The sequence below is a fragment of the Agrobacterium sp. 22-226-1 genome (assembly GCF_053522345.1).
Map to the genome: position 1 here is coordinate 80,586 of NZ_JBNWCP010000015.1, position 22,196 is coordinate 102,781.

At 57.6% G+C, this 22,196-nt stretch carries 23 protein-coding genes and 1 pseudogene; 16 read left to right on the forward strand and 8 right to left on the reverse strand.

The window, feature by feature from the left end; genetic code table 11:
- Positions 1-77 precede the first annotated feature (77 nt).
- From ACQZ5K_RS21760 to ACQZ5K_RS21780, 5 genes are read left to right on the forward strand one after another with little or no spacing between them, the layout of a single operon-like run.
- Positions 78-905, forward strand: a complete 828-nt coding sequence (locus ACQZ5K_RS21760) for an ABC transporter ATP-binding protein (protein ID WP_374997415.1) — start codon at positions 78-80, stop codon at positions 903-905.
- A complete protein-coding gene (locus tag ACQZ5K_RS21765; protein WP_374997362.1) occupies positions 902-1,696 on the forward strand; it encodes an ABC transporter permease in 795 nt (264 codons plus the stop codon). The genes ACQZ5K_RS21760 and ACQZ5K_RS21765 overlap by 4 nt, the downstream gene beginning before the upstream one ends.
- Positions 1,696-3,012, forward strand: a complete 1,317-nt coding sequence (locus tag ACQZ5K_RS21770; protein WP_375021721.1) for a cytosine deaminase — start codon at positions 1,696-1,698, stop codon at positions 3,010-3,012. Before ACQZ5K_RS21765 ends, ACQZ5K_RS21770 begins: the two co-directional genes overlap by 1 nt.
- A 3-nt stretch (positions 3,013-3,015) precedes the next feature.
- On the forward strand, positions 3,016-4,422 hold the full coding sequence (locus tag ACQZ5K_RS21775; protein WP_374997364.1) for an FAD-binding oxidoreductase: 1,407 nt from the start codon (positions 3,016-3,018) through the stop codon (positions 4,420-4,422).
- On the forward strand, positions 4,422-5,012 hold the full coding sequence (locus tag ACQZ5K_RS21780; RefSeq protein WP_374997365.1) for an NAD(P)H-dependent oxidoreductase: 591 nt from the start codon (positions 4,422-4,424) through the stop codon (positions 5,010-5,012). Before ACQZ5K_RS21775 ends, ACQZ5K_RS21780 begins: the two co-directional genes overlap by 1 nt.
- Positions 5,013-5,048: 36 nt before the next feature.
- Here ACQZ5K_RS21780 and ACQZ5K_RS21785 read toward each other — a convergent pair whose 3' ends face one another.
- Complete coding sequence (locus tag ACQZ5K_RS21785; RefSeq protein ID WP_060726621.1) at positions 5,049-5,435, reverse strand: RidA family protein; 387 nt, start codon at positions 5,433-5,435, stop codon at positions 5,049-5,051.
- A 469-nt stretch (positions 5,436-5,904) separates the two neighbouring features.
- Between ACQZ5K_RS21785 and ACQZ5K_RS21790 the strand changes: the two genes are divergently transcribed.
- From ACQZ5K_RS21790 to ACQZ5K_RS21805, 4 genes are all read left to right on the forward strand, one after another.
- Positions 5,905-6,378, forward strand: coding sequence for a nucleotidyl transferase AbiEii/AbiGii toxin family protein (locus ACQZ5K_RS21790; RefSeq protein WP_374997416.1), 474 nt, complete (start codon positions 5,905-5,907; stop codon positions 6,376-6,378).
- 381 nt (positions 6,379-6,759) lie between these two features.
- Positions 6,760-7,239 (forward strand): hypothetical protein, encoded by a 480-nt coding sequence (locus ACQZ5K_RS21795; RefSeq protein WP_374997367.1) that lies wholly within the window; start codon positions 6,760-6,762, stop codon positions 7,237-7,239.
- 48 nt (positions 7,240-7,287) lie between these two features.
- Complete coding sequence (locus ACQZ5K_RS21800; protein WP_374997368.1) at positions 7,288-7,806, forward strand: MarR family winged helix-turn-helix transcriptional regulator; 519 nt, start codon at positions 7,288-7,290, stop codon at positions 7,804-7,806.
- 78 nt (positions 7,807-7,884) lie between these two features.
- On the forward strand, positions 7,885-8,289 hold the full coding sequence (locus ACQZ5K_RS21805) for a c-type cytochrome (protein WP_448741386.1): 405 nt from the start codon (positions 7,885-7,887) through the stop codon (positions 8,287-8,289).
- Positions 8,290-8,408: 119 nt separating this feature from the next.
- On the opposite strand, the gene ACQZ5K_RS21810 is transcribed toward ACQZ5K_RS21805, so the two are convergent.
- Both ACQZ5K_RS21810 and ACQZ5K_RS21815 read right to left on the reverse strand, forming a co-directional pair.
- Positions 8,409-9,434 carry an alpha/beta fold hydrolase gene (locus tag ACQZ5K_RS21810; protein WP_448741387.1) on the reverse strand — a complete coding sequence of 342 codons (1,026 nt, stop codon included), beginning with the start codon at positions 9,432-9,434 and terminating at the stop codon, positions 8,409-8,411.
- A gap of 132 nt (positions 9,435-9,566) precedes the next feature.
- A complete protein-coding gene (locus ACQZ5K_RS21815; protein ID WP_374997370.1) occupies positions 9,567-10,196 on the reverse strand; it encodes a GNAT family N-acetyltransferase in 630 nt (209 codons plus the stop codon).
- A gap of 46 nt (positions 10,197-10,242) precedes the next feature.
- Here ACQZ5K_RS21815 and ACQZ5K_RS21820 point away from each other — a divergent pair, with 46 nt between their 5' ends.
- A complete protein-coding gene (locus ACQZ5K_RS21820) occupies positions 10,243-11,448 on the forward strand; it encodes an MFS transporter (protein ID WP_374997371.1) in 1,206 nt (401 codons plus the stop codon).
- Positions 11,449-11,575: 127 nt separating this feature from the next.
- A complete protein-coding gene (locus ACQZ5K_RS21825; protein WP_448741388.1) occupies positions 11,576-12,835 on the forward strand; it encodes an MFS transporter in 1,260 nt (419 codons plus the stop codon).
- 80 nt (positions 12,836-12,915) lie between these two features.
- On the opposite strand, the gene ftrA is transcribed toward ACQZ5K_RS21825, so the two are convergent.
- Positions 12,916-13,923: a transcriptional regulator FtrA gene (gene ftrA / locus ACQZ5K_RS21830; protein ID WP_448741401.1), complete on the reverse strand. Its 1,008-nt coding sequence runs from the start codon at positions 13,921-13,923 to the stop codon at positions 12,916-12,918.
- Between the two features lie 72 nt (positions 13,924-13,995).
- Between ftrA and ACQZ5K_RS21835 the strand changes: the two genes are divergently transcribed.
- Both ACQZ5K_RS21835 and ACQZ5K_RS21840 read left to right on the forward strand, forming a co-directional pair.
- On the forward strand, positions 13,996-14,379 hold the full coding sequence (locus ACQZ5K_RS21835) for a nuclear transport factor 2 family protein (protein ID WP_448741389.1): 384 nt from the start codon (positions 13,996-13,998) through the stop codon (positions 14,377-14,379).
- 28 nt (positions 14,380-14,407) lie between these two features.
- Positions 14,408-15,007, forward strand: a complete 600-nt coding sequence (locus tag ACQZ5K_RS21840; RefSeq protein ID WP_374997375.1) for a gamma carbonic anhydrase family protein — start codon at positions 14,408-14,410, stop codon at positions 15,005-15,007.
- A gap of 348 nt (positions 15,008-15,355) precedes the next feature.
- Here the strand turns inward: ACQZ5K_RS21840 and gstA are convergent, their stop codons facing one another.
- Positions 15,356-15,988, reverse strand: a complete 633-nt coding sequence (gene gstA, locus ACQZ5K_RS21845) for a glutathione transferase GstA (RefSeq protein ID WP_374997376.1) — start codon at positions 15,986-15,988, stop codon at positions 15,356-15,358.
- A gap of 99 nt (positions 15,989-16,087) precedes the next feature.
- On the opposite strand from gstA, the gene ACQZ5K_RS21850 reads away from it, so the two are divergent.
- Positions 16,088-16,945 carry a LysR family transcriptional regulator gene (locus tag ACQZ5K_RS21850; RefSeq protein ID WP_448741390.1) on the forward strand — a complete coding sequence of 286 codons (858 nt, stop codon included), beginning with the start codon at positions 16,088-16,090 and terminating at the stop codon, positions 16,943-16,945.
- Positions 16,946-17,151: 206 nt separating this feature from the next.
- Here the strand turns inward: ACQZ5K_RS21850 and ACQZ5K_RS21855 are convergent.
- The 3 genes and pseudogenes from ACQZ5K_RS21855 to ACQZ5K_RS21865 form a co-directional block, all read right to left on the reverse strand.
- Positions 17,152-17,374: pseudogene (locus tag ACQZ5K_RS21855) on the reverse strand (type II toxin-antitoxin system RelE/ParE family toxin); the annotation flags it as partial.
- 225 nt (positions 17,375-17,599) lie between these two features.
- Complete coding sequence (locus ACQZ5K_RS21860; RefSeq protein WP_374997378.1) at positions 17,600-19,543, reverse strand: methyl-accepting chemotaxis protein; 1,944 nt, start codon at positions 19,541-19,543, stop codon at positions 17,600-17,602.
- A gap of 495 nt (positions 19,544-20,038) precedes the next feature.
- Complete coding sequence (locus ACQZ5K_RS21865) at positions 20,039-20,494, reverse strand: ParB N-terminal domain-containing protein (protein ID WP_374997379.1); 456 nt, start codon at positions 20,492-20,494, stop codon at positions 20,039-20,041.
- A gap of 924 nt (positions 20,495-21,418) precedes the next feature.
- On the opposite strand from ACQZ5K_RS21865, the gene ACQZ5K_RS21870 reads away from it, so the two are divergent.
- Positions 21,419-21,679 (forward strand): hypothetical protein, encoded by a 261-nt coding sequence (locus ACQZ5K_RS21870; protein WP_374997380.1) that lies wholly within the window; start codon positions 21,419-21,421, stop codon positions 21,677-21,679.
- 220 nt (positions 21,680-21,899) lie between these two features.
- On the forward strand, positions 21,900-22,061 hold the full coding sequence (locus ACQZ5K_RS21875; protein WP_448741391.1) for a hypothetical protein: 162 nt from the start codon (positions 21,900-21,902) through the stop codon (positions 22,059-22,061).
- Positions 22,062-22,196: the final 135 nt, after the last annotated feature.

Below are 22,196 nucleotides of genomic sequence, written 5' to 3' on the forward strand. Positions count from 1 at the left end.
GTCTCACCCATTTGGGTGAGCCGTGGTCATCCTGTTTGTCCGTAATTCGAGACGCCCCTGTTTGCCAAGGCCATGCAATGACATTACCGCCAGTTTCGAAAATGCCCGCCAGTAAAGAAGGCCGCAAGCGGCCGCTGGTCAGCATGCAGGACGTATCAAAACAATTTTCGAACGGAACGCTGGCGCTGTCAGGCGTGTCAATGACCATTGAGAATGGCGAGTTCGTCAGCCTGCTTGGACCTTCCGGCTGTGGAAAGTCTACGGCCTTGCGGATCATCGCAGGTCTCGGAAGCGCCACATCAGGCACGATCGATTGGCCGAGTTCGCGCATCAATTCCAAAGGCCTGCCGGATGGCGACATCTCATTCGTCTTCCAGGAACCGACACTGATGCCCTGGCAGACGGTGTTCGGCAACGTCCATCTGCCATTGAAGTTGAAAGGCATTTCCAAAAATGCTGCCAAGGACGACGTAGCCAAAGCGCTTGAAACCGTTGGGCTGAGCGATTTTGCAGATGCTTACCCACGCGAATTGTCCGGCGGCATGAAGATGCGTACTTCGATCGCGCGCGCGCTCGTCACGAAACCAAAATTGTTGCTGATGGACGAACCATTCGCCGCGCTTGATGAGATCACGCGGCAAAAGCTGAATGACGACGTGCTACGCCTGTGGAAGCAGACCGGGATAGCCGTCGTCTTCGTTACCCATTCGGTTTTTGAAAGCGCTTACCTTTCCAATCGGATCGTAATCATGCGGCCAAGACCGGGCCGCGTTCATGCGGACTTTCCACTCGTCACAAGTCTGGAAAGAGACGCCCATTATCGCACCTCGGAAGAGTATCGGCAGGCTTGCGAAAAGGTGTCCAACATGCTGATCGAAGCCATGGACGGTGGAGGACACTCATGATTATCAACCGCGATATGGCTTTACGTCTCACAATACCCGTCGCCGTGGTAATCGTGATGATCCTGATATGGCAAGCCATCATCAGCGCCTATGCAATTCCGCAATACATTCTGCCCGGCCCGATTGCTGTGGGAAAATCGCTTTATAACGACTGGGGAACTCTGTCCCCCGCCTTGCTGGTGACTACCAAGATTACTCTTCAGGCGCTGGCACTGGCACTGATCGGCGGCGTGGGAATCGCGATCATTCTCGTGCAGTCGAAATGGATCGAGATCGCGCTTTATCCGATCACGGTCATTCTTCAGGTCACACCCGTCGTGGCCATCGCACCCCTGATCCTCATTTACACGCCGACGACCCAGATCGCTCTGCTGATCTGCGCCTTTCTCGTCGCGTTCTTTCCGATCCTGTCGAACATGGCGCAGGGTCTGAAAAGTGTTGATCATAATCTCTTGAACCTGTTCGACCTCTACGGCGCCTCACGCTGGCAAACGTTGATCCACCTCAAACTGCCGTCAGCGCTGCCCTACTTCATGACCGGTCTGCGAATTGGCGGCGGCCTTGCGCTGATCGCAGCTGTCGTCGCCGAATTCGCAGCGGGTTCGGCAGGCGCCGGGTCTGGCCTCGCGTTCCGCCTTCTGGAGGCGCAATATCGGCTGAACATTCCAAGACTGTTCGCTGCACTGGTGCTGTTATCGCTGCTCGGCGTCGTCATCTTCTGCATAACCTCTTCTATTTCCTGGTTTTTCCTGCACCGGTGGCACGAGAGCAGCCTGAAAAGAGAAAATTGATGACAAATGCATTTATGGCGCTGCCTCAAGCGGATCGTTTTGCACTCAGGAATGCCACATTACCTTCGGTGACGGTCGAAGGGTTTCAAGGTAAGGCGAAGGATGGCCTTGTTTGCGCAGACATCGTGATCGCCGACGGCAAGATCGAGGTAGTTTTACCGGCGGGCGACACTCCCTCTGACATGCCGCAGGCCGACCTTCGCGGCGGCATGGTCTTCCCGTGTTTTGTCGACATGCACACCCATTTGGACAAGGGACATGTTTGGGATCGCAGGCCAAACCCCGATGGTACGTTCATGGGCGCCCTCGACAATGTGCGCGCCGACCGCGTGGTTCACTGGTCGCACGACGATATTCGTGCGCGCATGGAGTTTTCACTGAAGGCAGCTTACGCGCACGGCACGAAGCTGATCCGAACGCATCTGGACAGCATTCCCCCGCAGACGGATATCTCCTTTCCCCTGTTCGCTGAGGTTCGACAGGAATGGAAAGATCGCATCGCCCTGCAGGCAGTCGCCTTGTTGCCACTGGAGAGCGTGCTAGACAAACCGGTTTTCGACGGCGTCGTCGCCACCACCAGAAAATACGGTGGTCTGCTGGGCGGCGCGACGCGCCTCCTGCCGGATTTCGATAAAATCCTCGACATCCTGTTTCGCAGTGCTGCCGATAATGGCCTCGATATCGATCTGCATGTCGATGAGACAGAGGATCGCGAGGTCCTGACGCTGGAGGGCATTGCCGACGCTAAACTTCGTCTCGGCTTTGAGGGTTCCGTCGTCGTCGGTCATTGCTGCTCGCTGGCGCGCCAAGATGATGACACGGTAAAGCGTGTCATCGACAAGGTCGCCAAGGCGAACATCTCGGTCGTGTCATTGCCCATGTGCAATATGTATCTCCAGGACCGCCATGCGGGCCGCACCCCGCGCTGGCGTGGCACGACTTTGTTCAAAGAACTCGCAAGCGCCGGCGTGGCCATTGCCGTCGCCTCCGATAACACTCGCGATCCATTCTATGCCTATGGCGACCTCGACTGCGTCGAGGTGCTGCGAGAAGCGGTGCGCATTCTCCATCTCGACCATCCGATCGATGGCGTTGCGCGCGTCGTGACCACGACACCTGCCGACATCCTGGGTCGACGGGATGTTGGCCGCATTGGTGCTGGCCTTCCCGCCGATCTGGTCCTGTTTACGGCTCGCCGTTGGAGCGAATTTCTATCCCGTCCGCAGGGAGACCGCATCGTGATGCGCAATGGCAAGAGCATCGACAGCCGCCTACCGGACTACCGAGACCTAGATCCCATTCTTATGAAAGAGTGACATATGGCCGACTATGCGCAGATCAAGAAAGAACTCGAAGGCATTGCAACGGAAGACAATCCTGCCCTCGTACGCCAGAAAAGTCGGGATTTTTACTGGTATTCCCCCGTTCTGAAACGGCAGCTCGACAATGTTACCGCCGACCTGATCGTTTCACCGAAATCGGTCGAGGAGATCATCCAGACCCTCAAGGTTGCCTACGCCCATTCCGTACCCGTGACGCCGCGCGGCGCCGGTACCGGCAATTACGGCCAGGCCATGCCGCTTTCAGGTGGTATCGTCCTCAATCTCATTAATATGAATGCGATCAAGGAAATCCATCGCGGCCGCGTCATCGCAGAACCTGGCATTGTCATCGCTGAGCTGGATCGCCAGACAAGAGCGCATTCCAATCAGGAACTGCGCTTCCACCCGTCCACTGCCCAATCAGCGACGATCGGTGGCTTTATCGCTGGAGGTTCCGGCGGTGTCGGCTCCATCCATTGGGGTGGGTTACGTGACCTGGGTAACATCCTTCGCTTGCGCGTCGTCACCATGGAAGCCGAGCCCCGCGTACTTGATCTTACGGCTTGGGACCTCCAAAAAGTGACCCATGCCTATGGCACAAACGGGATTATCGTCGAAGTGGAGATGCCGTTGGCCCCGGCCTATGACTGGGTGGACGTTCTCGTCGGCTACGACGACTACATGGACGCGGTTCGGCTTGGCGATGCTGTTGCCCATAAAAACGGTATTCTGGTCAAGGAAATTGCGCCGATTGCGGCACCCATCCCCTATGATTATTTTCCGCGACACAAACCATTCATTCGCCATCGGGGCCAGTCGATTTGCGTGTTCATGGTCGCACCCCAATCCATGGATGCCTTTGCCGCTTTCACCGAACGGCAACGCGGCGAAATACTGTTCCGTTCCGACAAGGTTGAAAGCATGAAAGGCATCCCTCATGCCTATGAACTCGCTTGGAACCACACAACGCTGCGCGCTCTGAAGGTTGACCCGAGCTTCACTTATCTTCAGGTGCAATATCCGGGTCCCGATCACGTTGCCAAAGTTCAAAAGATGACCGGGATTTTCGGCGATGAAGTTCCGGGGCACCTGGAGTTCCTCAAATTCGACGGTCGCATCCAATGCTCCGGCCTACCGCTCGTGCGCTTCACCACGGAGGAGCGGCTGGAGGAGATAATAAGGATCCATCAGGACAATGGCTGCCCGATTTTCAATCCACACCGCTACACGCTGGAGGAAGGCGGGATGAAGCAGACGGACACGGTTCAGCTCGCCTTCAAAAAGGAAACCGATCCTAACGGCCTGCTCAACCCTGGCAAGATGATCGCTTGGGAAAATCCCGACTTCGACTTCAAAAGCGGCAAGAACTATCTCTTCCCCGGTTTGGCAGAAGCGGGTGGTTGATGAAGATTTTGCTGCTCCACTCTCACCCGGTTGAATCAAGCTTCGGCTCGGCCTTGCATGTCGAGGCCCTTCACACTCTGCGCCAAGCGGGACATGAGGTGGACGATTGTGATCTTTACGCGGAAAACTTTGACCCCGTGCTGACACGCGATGAGCGCCTTGGCTACCACACGGTGCCAACGAATATCGAGCCGGTGCGCTCATATGTCGAACGGTTGCGCGCCGCCGATGCGCTGGTGATTGTGACACCCGTCTGGAACTTCGGATGGCCAGCTATTCTCAAAGGCTATTTTGATCGCGTCTGGCTGCCGGGTGTCACCTTCGATATGGATGAAGGCGACCGGGGTAAACTCACCCGCAAGCTGACCAACATCAAGAAAATCGTTGTGGTGACGACCTATGGGGGAAATCGCTGGCGTGCTTTACTTGCTGGCGACCCGCCTCGCAAGATGGCGACGCGCGTGCTGCGCGCGGTCGCCAGACCGGCAAGGGGCGTCACCTATCTCGCGCATTATGACATGAATAACTGCACTGTTCAGAGCCGCACCAGATTTTTGGCAAAAGTCCGTGCGGAAATGCGGCGTCTCTAGAAAATGCGTTAAAAATTATGACCTTTTGAACATCCCCTAAACCTTGGCGGCAGTAACCTCTACCTCAACAAGGAATTCCTCGCGGGTGAAACCGCCTACCACAAGCAAGGTCGAAACCGGCTTAGGATCAAGGGTAAAACGATCACGAACAGCCATATAGGCTGGAAAGTCCTCGCGCTTGGTAACGAAACCGGAGATGCGTATAACATCCGCATATGTCATGCCCGCCTCCTCCAAAATGGCGCCAATCGCCTTGAAGCACAGTTCTGCTTGTGAAGAGACGTCTGGTGGAACCCTTTCATCCGGGCCAATCCCCAGTTGCCCGGATGTGACAAGCAGACTCGCACCGGGCTCCACCAGCAATCCGTGATTATAAGCGCCGAATGGTTGGCGCACGCAGGGAGGATTGAAAACACGCTTCATGTTGCACTTCTTTTGATGATGGTGAGACAAAGCCAGCTCGGCTTATCCCATACTTCAATCCACGTCAGTCGGACGGAAGCTATAATACTCAATTGGTCGAGTTTGCTATCGAACTGCGGTCGATCGCTTGCGAAAAACAAATATGCATGGCGGATCGTCTTGGCAACATCATATCGACCGACGAGGTAATTTAAGGCGCACGCTCTTGATAAGATCAGAACCACCGACCCTATCGTTAATCTGCCACGGTTGGCAGGCCTATTTGAATGACCATTTCTAATCGCCGGCCGCCGGAGATCGACGAATGATCCCGCAGGGCTACATCACCGCCTGGAATGATGTGGTGCCGTGGGCGAGTTAACGGCAAGTCGAGCAGGATCTCATTATCAGCCGTGCGATTGTCCCCATCTTCTCCGATCCGTTCCTGCGGGACGAACTGCGCCTCCGTGGCGGCACTGCGCTCAACAAGCTGCACTTCCCCAAGCCACTGCGCTATTCGGAAGACATTGACCTTGTGAGGACGACTGCCGGTCCTATCCGCCCGTTACTGGAGCATCTGCAGGACGTTCTCGATCCGTGGCTGGGCAAGCCGCGTTTCGATCAAAGCCCGGTTGCGCCCAAACTTAAATACGCTGTCGAAGCCGAAGACAAGGCTTCTCCCGGTCCGATAAAAGTCAAGATCGAAATCAACACGCGCGTGCGTGAAGCTTACGATCCACCTATCGAGATTCCTTTTGGTGTCGAAAATCCATGGTTCACCGGAAAGGCCGCAATCCCGACCTTCTCTCGGGAAGAAATGCTGGCGACCAAGCTGCGTGCCTTGCTTCAACGCAACAGGGGCCGCGATCTGTTCGACCTCGACTACGCGCTCAGAGTGTTCGAGGGGCTGAACTCGGCCAGGATCGTCGAGTGTTTTCTGCTCTACCTTGAAAAGGAGAGGTAGCGATTTCCAGAGCCGAAGCGCAACAGCGCATGTTCCAGAAACTCGTCAATCCGGGCTTCTTCACCGACATGGGCCCGCTGCTTCCGACAGATCTCGCCAAGGCTCTGACCGAAGAAACGCTTAAGGCCGCATTGTCCAGGCAAGCGCCAGCCGCAAATTCGGCGCGATGGCAACGACGGCAATTGTGAGAAGCACTCTGGAAGTAAAGGTCGGGTGTCAGGTTTCGCGCAGCACACCTTGAAGCCGGAGCACCCTATAATTCACTTTCTGAAAAGATTCTTGACATCAAGATATATGCATGATTGAAGGCATCGAAAGTTTTCTGAAGGGCAACATCAAAAAAGAGCGTTGGCCGAGTATGAACCAACGGACCAAATCAGCATGCTTTTGAAGACCCTTGCATATTGCGTCCCTGCGACCCTGTGTGTCGTCACTGGAGTAACCGCTACCGAACTGCCAAAGCGGCAATCGGGCCTGTGGGCGTTCGAATCTCCGGACAATCCGTTCATCAACGGTTCTCTTTGCGTTGACGATACAAACACCCACTTTATAGACACCGATTTCTGGAAGGGATTTGAGCAGGAGTGCAAAACAACCGACAGCGAAACGGACCGCGCAGCCGGGGAATTGCGAGCGACCTGCCACTCCCCCGCGACGGGCGAAACAAAGCTCACCGTGATGTATGACGGTGATTTTCAGAAACACTACCGGTACGCATTCGTTGTTTTGTTCACGGGACTTGATGGTAAAGAGGACAGCTTTTCCTCAATTGTCGAAGCAACGTTCCTGGGGCAATGCCCTCACGACATGAAGCCGGGCTCACGAAAGCCGGGCTTGCGACCCGCGCGAGCACAACGTTAATACATGCTACTCTCTTTCCAACAGGCTTCTTGAATTCGAGATACGCTAATGAGTCATACCATCAACAATCTGGACGCTGCCTCCGCAGCAGCCGAGCAATGGCGGAAAGAGCGTCCGGATATTGATCCCTTTCCGATGGAATTACTCGGGCGCCTGGGCGAAATCACGCTGCTCATCATGCGTGATCGCCTCACTCCGTTTTTTATGGAGCATGGCTTGCAAAGCGGCGAGTTTGACGTTCTGGCAACGCTGCGTCGCTCAGGTGCGCCGTACGAACTTACCCCTACCCGGCTTTATGAATCCGCCATGCTGTCCTCCGGAGGGATGACGGCTCGCATTGACCGACTCGAGCGGGAAGGTCTGGTGGAGCGGCGACGCCATCCGACCGATCGACGCGGCGTACTGGTGGCGCTGACGCCGAAAGGCATCTCGTTGATCGATACCATGCTTGCAAAACATGTCGAAAACGAGCGTCTCGCTTTGGTGGGGTTAACGGTGGCGGAGCAGCAGCAACTCAATGCCCTGTCGATCAAGCTGCTTGCGGGCTTGAGGTTGAAAACATCGTAGTCGCTTCATCCGGGCACCGCGCCCACGTCATACACGCGTTCTCCTGACGGGGATCAAACGAAGCAAGGACAGTCCAAAGTGTTTGCAATTAACCGATCCCGGTTTTTCGGATTATATGTCGCTTCGGGAGTTGCCTTAACCCTCTTCCTTTGCGGGGGATCATCCGCTTCTGCCGACGGTGGAAACGGGAAGCGGCTCTATTCTGAAAGATGTGCCATATGCCACGGAACAGATGCCAAAGGTACGGGACCGCTGGCAGACAAAAGTGTTCCACCTACGCCAGACCTCACCACTGCCACGTTCAGGAAGCGCCTGTTCGACTACCCGGGTGTCATTGTATCATCGGTAATCCTCCGCCCGAACGGAGATCTGATTCCTGACACCCTGCGAGCCAACGGTATAAAACTACCGTCCCATGCGTGGACGGTTAACGATTTTCGGGACCTGAACGAGTATCTGACCAGGGTGATCTTCGAGCACTGATTTCTTTCATCGATAGATTCCCATGCCGCCAGCAGTGCAAAAACCGGAAGATGTTTAACTGACATGCTGTCCTCGCCCTTTCGTCTGAAAAGGTGAGCCCCCAACAGGACAACTGACCATCAACGCAGATCGTCCACACGGATGTTTTCCAGCCGCACGATGTTCACGACATCGAGAATGGCGGCAACCACCACATCGGGCCGAGCGAACTGGATGTAGTGTCCGGAATCCGCCAGCAGCTGGTGCCGGCTGCGCGTTGACCAGGAAGACTCGTCTTCATGCAGCTTCCTCCAAACTTCACGACGACGTGTGTCGTCATGCCGCGACATGTTCCCTGCTTTTAGAGCGTCATTGCTGAGCGGCGCCATTGCCGTGAGCACGACCAACGGACGATCACCCAGCGTGCGGAGACTGCCGGCCTCCTCCAGACTCCGATCGACATTCAAATTCTCGGACACCACGGCCGCCAGCGATGTACTGATAAAGGCCTTCGCCTTCTCCGCAACGTGTGCCGGCACATCCTGTGCTTCGTCAGCCGTCGCCATGAGGCGGATGATCCCGGTCCATGCGAGGCCCGCTGCGACCTGCATGGCTCTGCCGGTGGAGTCCAGTGCGGCGTTTGCGTCTTCAGGGAATCGGGCGACCTGATCCGGATGCGAGGCGTCGACAAACACCAGGCCCGCCACTTGATCGCCGAATTTCCGGGTGTAGGCCATGCTGTAAGGTCCACCGATCGAATGACCGACCAGAATGAAAGGTCCCTTTTCCCCGGCCTTAACCAGAACGGCCTGAAGATCATCTGCCACGGCATCGGCATGTTGCGGCGAGGACTTCGGCTCGCTCCACATAATTCCGGCGCGATCATAGGCACAAGCGCGGGTTACGCGGGCGACGCTGTCGTGTACCTTTGCCCACGAAAGCGTCCCATAACTGTCCAGTCCCGCCTCGAAAATGACGGCTGGCGACCCCTGTCCACGGCAATCGAGATGGACATTGCGTCCTCCGACGTCAATCAGTCTGCCCGGGGGCGGGTATTTTGCCTCGGCCCAATGCCGCGACACGACCTCGTAGGTGCTGCCCACCGCGACCGGCAAAACCACCAGCGCAACCAGGCCCAAGGAAAAGAGCTTGAGCGAGAGCTTCATACAGACCGGCGGAATGGTCGAGCGAGTTTCAGTGCCATGATACGGCTCCGTGACAGAGGACATAATATTGCGAAGAAGTTCAGAGCTCAGGTCTCGGAACACGGTGGCATCGGCATAGGCTGGAATGGGAGCTTATAGGGGTTTGACCATGCGAATAGATTCGGCCACGAAACCCTCACGCTCGTAAAAGTGGATAGCGCGCTTATTGTCGGCAAATACATCCAGGCTGAGAAACCTGTATCCCTGCCGGCGCGCCCACATCTGTGCTTCATTGATCAGTCGACAAGCTGCACCTGTTCCCTCGGCTTCCTCAACAACGCCGATGATGGCGACGTGGCCGCAGGCTTCGTCGGTTACCCCATCGCGGCCTGGGATCAGATGGACGTATCCAAGTGCTCGATCCTCAGTGGTTACAGCAAGGAGGGTCAGAGAGCCCGGAGCGGCCTCCTCCAAGGTCGAGGCCATAAATCTTTCCTGGAAGTCTTTCATTGTGTCGAGCGTGTGCCAGGAGGGACGTGGCACGCTATAGAGACGAGGCGCAAGACCAAACAGAAATGCTCTATCGCCTGCGGTCGCTTGTCTGATTGTGACGGTGTGGAACAACTCCGGATCCTCACTTACTTTCGGGCAAGCTGGTGAGGGCTGGACGTTTCCCGGGCGCCCCAGCAACTCCATCGGAAACGGGTCGATATCGGGACGCTCCCGTCTCCACTGCGATGCCGCGGAGGCTGCCCGATCCAAGTCCTTGAAATCTTCTGCCATATGAGATATCTCGATATTAAGATTCTTTCTGTTGAGATAATATCATATGCACAATTCAGACATCGATCAACCACACATCGCTCAGCGGGTTTTCACCTCGAACACCCTTGCAATTATCGCCGTTGTCGCCGTCGCCCTGAACTTGCGGCCAGCTCTCGCCGCATTGGGTCCAGTCCTTGACCGGATTGAAGCAGCATCGGGCCTTACATCGACCGGCGCGGGCGCGCTAACGACCCTTCCGGTTTTTCTGATGGGCTTGGGCGCACTCGCCGGCTCTTCCCTGCAGCGATGGGTAGGAGAAGGACGCGGCATTGCTTTCGGGGTGGCGATCATCGCGCTTGCCTGCGTAGCCCGGCTCTTCTGGTTTTCCAGCGCCGGGCTTCTTGCCAGTGCGGCGGCAAGCGGTCTGGGCATTGCTGCCGTTCAAGCGTTGATGCCTGGGTTCATCAAGCGGGTCTTCCCGCTCGATGCAGGCCGCATCATGGGATTGTACTCAACCGGCATCATGGGGGGCGCAACCCTGGCAGCCGCGACAGCCGCCGGGTTGTCCCGTTTCGTGGGCTGGGAAGCAATGCTGGGACTGTGGGGACTGCCTGCGCTCCTTGCCCTTGTTCTGTGGCAAGGGACATCGTCTTCGTATACCTCCGTGCGACGGACGGTATTCCGTCAAGCCGTTGGTCGACCACCGTCACGAAGCGGCAGAGCCTGGCTTCTGCTCGTTTTTTTTGGTGTAGGCACGGGCGCCTATACGCTTGTCCTGGCATGGCTGCCACCCTTCTATGTTCAACTGGGGCGCAGCGAAGATGTCGCCGGCTATGTGCTCGCGGGTCTTACGCTGATGGAGGTTATAGCCGGTCTTGCTGTATCGGCATTCATCAACCGCTTTCCTGATCGGCGGGGACCGCTGGCCGCCGCTCTCTGCTCCATCCTCGGGGGCCTGATCTGCCTTATCATCATGCCACTGACTTTGGCCCTTCCGGCGATGATCCTGCTTGGGCTGGGGATCGGCGCGCTGTTTCCTCTGTCGTTGATCGTGACACTCGACCACGCCGACGAACCGGCAAGTGCCGGTCGGCTCTCGGCCTTCGTCCAGGGAGGCGGCTACATGATCGCAAGCATCATGCCCTTTGCAGCCGGTTGGTTGCGCGGTCGTTCAGATGATTTGTCACAAGCCTGGGTCATGATGGCTGTCGGGGTCGGTCTGCTCATCCTGCTCGCGACCCGATTCTCTCCCGAGGAGCGCATTATTTGACCGCATTCGCGACAAACCAGACCACAACGCTTTGCGTTGCAAAAGTCCCCCTTTCATTTGATCCAAGAGACCGGAAGTTTCAAGAATGCGGTTATGCCGCCCCGACAACAATATTGATGAGGGTGCAATGAAGCAGGAGAAACAACGACTGAACTACGTCCTGTTTCTGGTTGCAGGATCAGGACTGGTGACCATTGCACGCGCAATGACGCTCTCGTTCCTGGCCATCAAACTGCAACAGTCGTTCGGGCTCGGTCCTGCCGTTATCGGTGCACTGCTTGGTATTGGTCCGCTGTTGGGGGCTGTCGCGGCTCCTTTCGCTGGTTCCCTGTCGGACAGGGTCGGTCGCAGGACTATGCTGACGCTCACCCTTTTTTCGATGGCGTTTGCGCTGATCGGTATGGGATTGGCTGAAACCGTCGTCGCCTTTTGCTTGGCCCAGGTCGTTGCCGCAGTCGCGCTCGCGATCTATGAGCCGATATCGCGCGCGCTGATGAGCGACGTGTGCCCGCAGCCGCTGCGCCTCAAATATTTCTCATGGCGCTACACCGCGACGAATGCCGGCTGGGCCATCGGCCCGCTGATCGGCATTGCCGCGGGTGCGGCCTCCACCACTCTTTTCATCATAGCAGGCGCAGTCTATGTCGCTTTCGCCGTCGCCTTGCACCTGTTGCACGTACCGATCTATCAACGTGATGACGTTCCTCAGGCAACCGCACCCGTCCCATTGCTGGAGAGCCTGAGGGCTGCGATCCGCGATCCACGGCTGGCCTTCTTTGTCGGTGGAGGCACCCTGCTAATGGCGGTTTATGGCCAATGGTCAGCGACGCTCGCTCCATACCTAACCAGCCATGTCGCTGGAGGCATGGAGATTTATGCCTTTCTCGTTTCGATCAATGGCACAGTAGTCCTGATCGGGAATCCATTTGCCCGCAGGTTCATCGAACGCGCAGGCGCTCTCGACGGCCTCGTGATCGGCTGCATCTTGTTTGCCTTGGGTGAAATCGGCTTCATGAGCACCGCCGGGTTTTGGGGGCTGGCGATCTCGATGGTTGTCTTCACAATTGGAGAGATTCTGGTTGTGCCCTGCGAATACATGCTGGTCGACGGAATTGCGGACAACCGAAACAGAGGCAGCTATTTTGGTGCTCATTCGTTCTCGACCGTCGGCAACTTCATCGGACCGACCCTCGGCGGCGCCATGCTTGGCACCTTTGGCGGAGCTGGCATGTTCCTGCTGTTTGCCGGTTTTGCGGGGCTCAGCGCCATCTTGTTTGCCGTTGGCACCCACATGCCACCGCCGAAAGTGGCAGCACGGCAATCCCCGCCGGGTTCGCCGGGCGCTACCGCCGAACCACATGTTCGCACCACGTTTCTTGTCGCATGAATTGTGCGGTCGCGGGGATGGTATTCACTTCAATCAAGCTGGAGAAATTTGATTGGCACGCTTGTGGCGCGTCTGCTCACTTACCGGCGTTGGGCAAAACGATTACGGTAAATCACGGGGCTGACCCCATAATATCGACCAAACTGAAGTCTCAGGTTTTCGGCGCTTCCAAGTCCGGTCACCCTGGCAAGCTCATCGGGTGCGGTAGCGCCGGTTTCAAGCAGGATGCGGGCTTGCTCGAGCCGCTCCCTAAGGATCCACTTGAGCGGGGATAAACCGGTCAGGGACTGAAAGCGGCGCTGAAAAGTACGCTCGCTCATACCGACGTGGCGGGCAAGAGAACTGATTGTGTGCGGATCTTGAAGGTTGGCCAGAATATGATCAAGGATCGACGACAGCCGATCGGCCTCTCGCCTCAATGGCACGGGCCGCTCGATGAACTGGGACTGGCCGCCCTGGCGATGGCTGTACATTACCAGGCGACGCGCCACGCTGTTGGCGAGCTCCGCCCCGAAATCCGCCCGGACGATATGCAAGCAAAGATCGATGCCTGCCGAACTGCCCGCCGAGGTCAGGATGTCGCCTTCATCGACATAGAGACAGTTCGCGTCGATCTTGATAGCAGGATAGCGGCGGGCAAGGTGCTCGGCGAAACGCCAATGCGTTGCGGCACGGCGGCCATCGAGCAAGCCGGCGGCTGCGAGCACGTAAGCGCCTCCACAAATAGAGATAATCCGGGCGCCACCCCGATGAGCGCGGACCAGGGCATCGCAGATCTGGTCGGGCACACGCGCATCGGGCCCGCGCCAACCGGGAACGATGATCGTTCCGGCCTGATGCAGATCGACTTCAGTGCCTGTCGCAGTAACCGCCAGACCACCGCAGGCATGAAGAACCTGACCCTCCAGCGAGACCGATTTGAACTGGTACCAGTCGGGTCCTGCCTCCGGACGACTCAGTCCAAAAACCTCGGCCGTAATGCCGAACTCAAAGGTACAGAGGCCATCATAGACGAGGCTCGCCACACGCTTGTTTGCAGGAAAGGACTGGATCTCGTTTTTTGGCATGAATGCCGTCTTATCTGGCAATCCTGCCACTGGCAACTCGCGTTGTCGGCGTGCGACACGATCACTCGCCAACAAACCCACGGAGGAAGCGCAATGAACCGCGATACCGAGCTGCTAGCCGCTATACAAACCTATTTCGATGCCCTCTACGCCTGCGATCTTATGCTTTTTGACAAAATCTTTCATCCCGCCTGCAGCCTGTTCGACGCGGACGAAGGTACAATTGCGGTCGACCCGATCGCCGACTATCGCCAGGTGATCGCAAAGCGTGAATCTCCCGCAAGCCGCTCGCAGGATCGCGAAGACGAGATCATCCTGATTGACTGGCTTTCGCCGGCTGCGGCCACCGTAAAGGTGAGGTTGCGGATTCACGCGAATGTCTTTGTCGATCATCTTTGCTTCGTGAGGGACATTGACGGCTGGCGGATCGTTGCCAAGGTATGGCATCTCGAAAGCATACGGGCATCGTCCCGGTAACCAGGATAGAAGCGGGAGATCAAAAACAATGATTGTGTCTTACGAAGAACAGTCGCCATCAATCGATCCGGAGGCCTGGATTGCTGAGGACGCAACGGTCTGTGGTGATGTTGCCATCGGTGCAGGTAGCAGGATCATGCATGGCGCTCGCCTGGTGGCAGAAGCCGGGGGGGCCATCCGCATCGGACGCAATTGCATCGTGTTCGAGAACGCGGTTATCCGCGCCACCAGTCGCCATGACTGCTCCGTAGGGGATCACTGCATCGTTGGTCCGAACAGCCATGTGGTCGGCGCCCAAATTGATGCCGAAGTTTTCGTCGCCACCGGAGCGGCCGTGTTCCACGGGGCGCAAATCGGACATGGATCGGAAGTCCGCATCAACGGAACCGTGCATCTGCGAACGCGGCTGGAACCGGGCTCCACCGTTCCGATCGGATGGGTGGCTGTCGGGGACCCCGCGCAGATTCTGTCACCGGATCAGCACGAAGCAATCTGGGCAATCCAGAAGACACTGGATTTTCCTGGCTTCGTCTATGGCGTCGATAGAAGCGCGCCCGACGTGATGAAAACGATTACGTCACGCTTGTCCGATGCTCTTGGAATTCATCGAAGCGAAAGCGGTTGTTGAAGTCGCGGTTCCCGACCGGTTAGTGCTCGTTTTGGCTCATAGCTACCATCGTGGCTCAGTCGGGTCGACATGTCTCTTGGCTGGCAGGTGACGCTGCCGCCATAACAGGCTGCTCTGGCGGGGTGCCGGTTCCATCCGATGGGTTGGCGCTCAATGCATAACGCGGACCCGGTTCGCGCAGGCCAGTAGAGCTGGCATCAACCGCCCGCCCGCTCTGATGCAATCTGAAAAACGCGCCGCCCCGGCGGTCCCGGCTCAAGCTCTGGAACGAGCCCTCCCGGATCACGGCCGCGCTTTCCAGTCCTCACCACAGGGCGGCGCGGCGCACGTCCCGGTCCCTCGCCTGTTCTAACAGACAGTTGCGCGCGTCATAAACGGGACTGCGGCTTCCCGTTCCAGCGCCGCCGCGACCGAAGGGCGAGCCTCAATCCGGCGCATGTAAGCTGCGACTTTCGGCCAGCGGCTGAGGTCGATGCCAAAGCCCTTCATCCAGCCGAGGACCGTGAAGAGGTAAGCGTCCGCGACCGTGAAGCAGTCACCCATCAGATACTCCTGCGTCGCAAGGCCGGTTTCGATGAGATCGAAGCGCCGGGTCAACCTTACCCCGAAGAGGTCACGTACCGTCTCCGGCAGGTCTCTGTTGAACAGCGGACTCGATCCAGCATGGATCTCGCTGGTGACGAAGTTGAGCCATTCCTGGAGCCGGGCGCGCTCCAGGGTGCCATTGGCTGGAGCCAGACCCAAATCCGGATTCAGGTCCGCCAGATACTGGAGGATCGCCGGCCCCTCGGTCAGAACGTCCCCGGTGTCGAGCGCGAGCGCCGCCACGTAGCCTTTCGGATTGATGGTCAGGAAATCGCCAGGCTCTGACATGAGCTTTGTCTGGTTGTCGACCCGGACGAGATTGTAGGGAAGCCCCAATTCCTGCAGCACGATGTGGGGAGCGAACGAGCAGGTGGCACTGGCGAAATAGAGTTTCATGGGAGGGTTCCATTTTAATTCGGCTGTTGGCGGATATTGACAGATCCCCTGGAACAAGAAAAATTACTGCCTAAGATTTCAGATATAAGCTTTGCTACTATGAACCTGACCCAAATCCGTAGTCTGATTGCGGTCGCCGAGGCGGGAAGCTTTACCGCGGCAGCGACGAATGTAGGCGTCACGCAGTCCGGCATGAGCCAGGCGCTGGCGATGCTGGAGGAAAGCTTGGGCGTGAAGTTGTTGGCGCGTCACCGGCATGGTGTCGAACTCACGGCTTTTGGAGAGCGAGCGCTAGACCATGCCCGCGCTGCCTTGGCGCATCTGGACGCCATCGGAAAGGAAGCTGCCGAGGCCGCCGGCGAGGAAGTCGGCTCAGTCCGGATCGCGGCCTTTCCAAGTGTTTTTGCCACTGTGTTGCCGCCTCTCCTGCGACGCTTCCGCTCCCTCCATCCAGGCATTGAACTGATTGCACTTGAAACGGATGATCGGGAGGTCGAGGCCTGGCTTGAGGCCGGATCCATCGACCTCGGCGTCGTCCTTAATCCGCAACCGGACAGCGATGCCGTAGTGATTGGACAGGATGCCTGGGTCGCTGTTCTACCAACGGCGCATCGCCTTGGACGACGTGAAACCATCTCGCTTGGTGACTTGGCCGCGGAACCCTTCGTGCTCGCTACCGGTGGGTGCCACGTCCATGCTCGCACCCTCGCCGAAGCGGCGGGCCTGTCGCTCGCAGATGTGCGAATGGAGGTGCGGGACTGGACCAGTGCGGTCGCGCTGGTAAGGGAAGGTGTGGGCGTCAGCCTTGTCCCGGAATCGACCCTACCCGAGAAACGGAAAGGCCTGCGGACGGCACGGCTCGATCCGTCATTGTGTCGCCGCTTTGGCTTGGCAGCCTCTCCCAGGCGCAAGCTTGGGCGGACGGCAAGCCAGCTGATCGAACTGGCCCGCGGATGAGGGCCTTCCAACTGGTGTGGCTATCTTCAAGTCCACGCCAGCCCCGTTGAGATCATCGTCATTACATGTCGAAGATTGCCAGGGTACCCTAACACGCAAATAAAATACTCGCTGTTGAAGGGAACAGAACTGCCCCCCGTTTTTGGCCACACGATAACAACGATTTGTCGGTCTTGCGCTCAGGTAATCCCGCCTCCATCCAAACATCATTCGATCAGACGATCAACCAAACGCTTCATGAGATCCATTCGTTCATGAAGAATCGCCACGATGAGGGCGGGCCATCCTCTCGAGGCAGACAAAAGACGTAGTGGTGCATCGCACCATTCGTAACGCCGGATAAAGCGCACTCATATCCCTGAAAGAACCTTTGCCCTCGGCAAGGGTTGCGGTATTTCGCTCCAAACCCGAGACGGAGCGGCGTACCTGGCAGCACCTCATTGCGCACGGCGCGGGCACGAACTTCAGGAGAGAATTTGTTCGTCGCCTTGCTTGTCATAGACCCTGCTTCTCACGAGTTGAGGTCTCCGGCAAACTCGGGGCGGTTCACATCGCTCATCCAACCGCCCAAAATCATGATCGCTATATGGATCGTGACCGGGGTGGTTAGCCCGGTCACGATCAGGTGATACTTTCCGGCGTACTTCCCGAACGTCAGAATTCTTCCCAGCGATCAGCGGCGGCCGCTGCACCGCCACCACGGCCGACAGCTCCGGCAACTTTCGCAAGCATGCGGCGGGCGGGAGAAATGACGGGCTTGTGTTCGGCTCTTACCACCGTTGGTCTACCGGGTTCCACACCTTCTTCGGAGCCGACGCGGAAATCAGATATGATCTCGCGCAAGCGCTGCACTTCGCTGGCAAGAGCAGCACTGGCTGCCGTCGATTCCTCGACCATGGCTGCGTTTTGCTGTGTTACCTGGTCCATCTGGTTTACGGCTGTATTGACCTCGGCGAGACCGATCGACTGCTCTTTTGCCGACGTTGATATGGCGTCGAGCTGCGTGTTGATCGAAACAACCTGCTCCTCGATCACCTTGAGCGCCTGGCCTGTTTCCTGAACCAGCATTACACCCGTGCTGACTTCATCCACGGAGTTTCGGATGAGCTCCTTTATCTCCTTGGCTGCCTGAGCCGACCGCTGGGCGAGTTCGCGCACCTCCTGGGCGACCACCGCAAAACCCTTACCCGCTTCCCCGGCCCGCGCCGCCTCGACACCGGCATTCAGAGCCAGCAGGTTGGTTTGGAAGGCGATCTCATCGATGACGCCGATAATGCTGGAGATCTGGTTCGACGACTGTTCGATGCGCTGCATGGCGATTACGGCATTCGAAACCACTTCGCCCGAGCGGCGCGCCGACTTGTTGGCCTCGATTGCCACATGACGCGCTTCCTCTGTGCGCCTGGATGAGTTCGCAACGTTGGTGGTGATCTGGTCGAGAGCGGCTGCCGTTTCCTCAAGCGACGCGGCCTGCTGCTCCGTCCGTTTGGAGAGGTCTTCGGCACTCTGGCTGATTTCACGCGCGCCACTGTCGATTGATCCCGTGGCGTTCGCCACCGACCGCAGGCTGTCCGCCAGCTGGCCAACGGCTGCGTTGAAGTCGGACCGCAATGCTTCGAAGTCACTGGCAAATGGTTCGTTCAACCGGAACGTCAGGTTCCCGCTCGACAGGTGCTTCAGGCCTTCCGCAAGGCCCGACGTCGCCTGTGCCATCTGCTGGGCCCGCTCACGCTCACGTTCCGCGATCCGCAGTTGCTCTGCCTGGGTGGCGGAGCGCGTCGCAACGGCTTCCTGTTCAAGTTCCCTTGCCCGCAAACCGTTTTCCTTGAACACCTGAACCGCTCTCGCCATGCCTCCGACTTCGTCACGGCGATCCGTGCCGCCGACGTCAGCGCTGAGATCCCCATTGGCGAGCACGTTCATGATCGCGGACATCCGCTGAATTGGGCGCACCAGCCAGGAACGGACAGCAAGGAAGCCGACGCCGAGAACGACGATCAAGCCAAGGATGACAGCTGTCATGGTCGTGGCAACGGTGCTGCTGGCGTGTGCGGACAGCTCCTCACCCGTCTTCGCAGCAGCATCAACGATTTCATTCGTTTCAGCTGTAAATTTTGGAGTCAGCGCGCTGAAAGCCGGCTGACACTGGCTCAGGAACAGTTGCTGTGACGCGGCAATGTCTTGCTCCGTCGTCGCGTTTCGCGCTGCCACAATGGTCGGGCCACACACCTCTTTCATGATCTTGAGGCCTTCGGCCTTGAGAAGAGCAACCTCAGCGCGCTGCGGGACAGCGCCAGCAACGGTGTCCATGTATTTCACAAAACCGGCTTCAGCATCCTTGATATCCTTTTCCGCCCGCTCGTTCAGGCCTGCCGAGCGCGACATCAACAGTTCCCCGATGGACGCTCGTGCTGCCTGGAGGTTGCGGTTGGAGCGAGCCAAATACAAGGCGGCGGTTGATTCGCCTTCCATCAGGCCAGCATAGTCTTCGTCAACTCTGGCAATCTGGATTCCGGAATAAAGGGCGACCCCGAGAGAGAACAAGCCGAAGCATGCCATAATAATAAGAAATTTCCCGACGATAGAAATGTGTTTCATGTGCCGCTCTCGCAATAATTAACGTTTATCAGGAGGAACCACGAGCAATTCATTCGCCGGGTGTACCGATGGTGGCATACGCACGAAGAAGATTTCCGAATATACGAGAATTTACTCCAAGACGTAATACCTGCTGAAGGCGATCAAGATTACCGTTTCATTTTCAGCGTTACGAAATATAGGATAATAATATTTTATATTCGTTAAGAATCACATTCACTGACGATCACCTGCTGCCCCCCTAGGCCCAGTGATGCGCTTCAGCGCGGCGACGGTTGCGAGGTCGGGCGCCTCTGAAGCGGTCGGCGGGAGAGCGGCTCGGCTTCTTGCTCAATCTGCCAATCGTGGTTCTTGCGGTCGAGTTGAGCTGCGGATCTCATTCGGTAACGTTGCTCACGTGGCGACAATCTGATTGTCACCTTGGGTCTGTCTGGCAGAAGGCGATCATACAATGCTCGAACGAACTATTCGCACTTGACGTGTTTCCCGACCGGGCTAGCGACCGTCCGAACGGCACAAACTGTCGCGGTCTTGCACTTGAAAGGACGTGAACGCTCGACATGCGACAAGAGTGCGAGCCAGAGCGCCAAGCCTTTGCCAGTCCTGCCATTTATGGCTAGTGGCTACGTTACCCCGACGCACATGCGAGCTCGCCTCGCGAACAGAGTTCTCGACCAACGAACGCATGGCGCCGTTATCGTGGGCGGCATCCACGACGAGGATTTCGACTTCTTCCAGGCTGGCGGCGATTGCGAGGCGCACGCGGCGATGGCCGGCGTCGATGACGTAACCGTTTCCGCCATCCTTTTCCGGTGCGACTACCGGCGGCTGGACTATGCCGACGGCCTTGATCGTCGCCAACATCAGCGCGTCGGCCTGCAGCAACGACTCGACTGACGCATCCGGTCGGGATTTTCCTTGAGCGCGCGCGTCAACCTTGATGATCTGCATGGGATTTGTCCTTGTCCAGAGGTTCCTGACCGGCGCCTTGACGGCCCCTGTTATCTTCATCTTTTCTCGAAGGGACCGCCGAGCGGCCGGGCTGTCGCAACTGCGGCCGAGCATCCCTGCCGTGCGGGACCAGCGGAGTACAGCCCTGCGAAGGGCAAGCGGCTGGGATCGCGCAGGCGGCAGTTGAGCGAGAGCGTCGGCGGGAGGACCGATCTGCGACCGGTTCATCCTTCCTGCTTTTTCAATCCTCTCTTCTCAATGCGAGCCGACGATCGAATATGATAGTGCTGGTGGCAGCGGTGCCTGGAGGACGGGGCTAGGTCCGACGCCGCAGAAGGGCCAGCGCGTCAGCCATCATACGCTTCAAGATGAGAGTTCTGTTTTCCGGTGAGTCGAAGGCAGCTTCCGGGACAGCAACAGCAGCAGGCGAGAGATTGATGCTGTCAGAGGGCGGGGTTGGAAGGGGCTCTTCGACCACCGCAGGGACGACGATGTGCGTGATCGTTGTTTCATCGGATTTAACCGAAACGGCGACCTGTGCTCCGGAGCGGAGACGGTCGACCCCCGTTTGGGCGGCATCTCGCTCATCCTCAGCTTCGACCAGCGATGTCTGCGTTACGAGAAAAAAAGGCATGTGTTCCCACAGAGTGTTTTGATTGAGGTCTCGTCTGCAAAGCGGCTTCGGTCAAGGTGCAGGACCACGTTTGCGGTCGCCTCCGAAACAAAAAGGCGCTCGACCCGTGAGGGGAGCGCCTCCTTTTGTATCCCGGGACAACATCAAACGCCGCTGCGATTGCAGCGAGCAGGACGTCGTCTCATCGGGAAGTGATGTACAGATATTGTTGACGAAGAGTAATTTCAAGTCGCGATCTGGATTACCCCCTGTTAGATTTTCCTGTCCTTCTAAATGTCAGGCGAGGCAGTATGAGCACAGATTCCGAAACCCGCAGAGCCAACGCGCAGCGTGCGATTGATCGCGCGGCAGCGCGTGGTATGCCGATCGACACGGATCCTGCCTTCGTTGCCTTGCTGGAGGAATGGACCCGCGGAGATATCGACATGAAGGCCATGCGCGAACGGTACCTTGATATAATCGCTCTTCAAGCTGCCCGACGGCGGGGCCTGCGCAAAAGCCGCCTCGGCATAAACTCCCCGGAATCGTCGGATGAGGCGAACAAAGAATAAAAAGATGGGCCTGCGGAAACCGCGGCCCATGAAGTGTGGAGATCTAAAACCTCCAGAGAGGAACAGCTGCTGCGACGGAACTGAGAGGTGACCGTCATGTGCATCAGCTGAAGGCGCTATGCCTGAATTTTGACCGGCAGGAAAACATTTATTGTGCAACGCAGCCATGCAGACGCCGCTACGGTCTCGTCGTCCGGATTTGCCGCCAGTTGAGCCTCGATTGCGGCCAGCTTCAGCCGCTTTCCTCAAGCTCGTCTTCGAACGCGAAAGCGCCTCCGTCTCGGGAACGGCAGGAAACCAATCGCCGCTCGGCGTCTTCAAGTCGGAGGCGATAATTGTACTGTTCGTCGCCGAAGCCTTCAAGAGCGTGCTGCAGCCGTGAGACGGCACCGAGCAGCGTAACCGTGATGGCCCGATCGATCTCATAATCTGCACCGGTGCGCTGGAGCACGGCCTCGTAGCGATAACCATCATCCTTGCCGAACCGCTCGCCCTGTAAACGAGATCAAAGCCACTG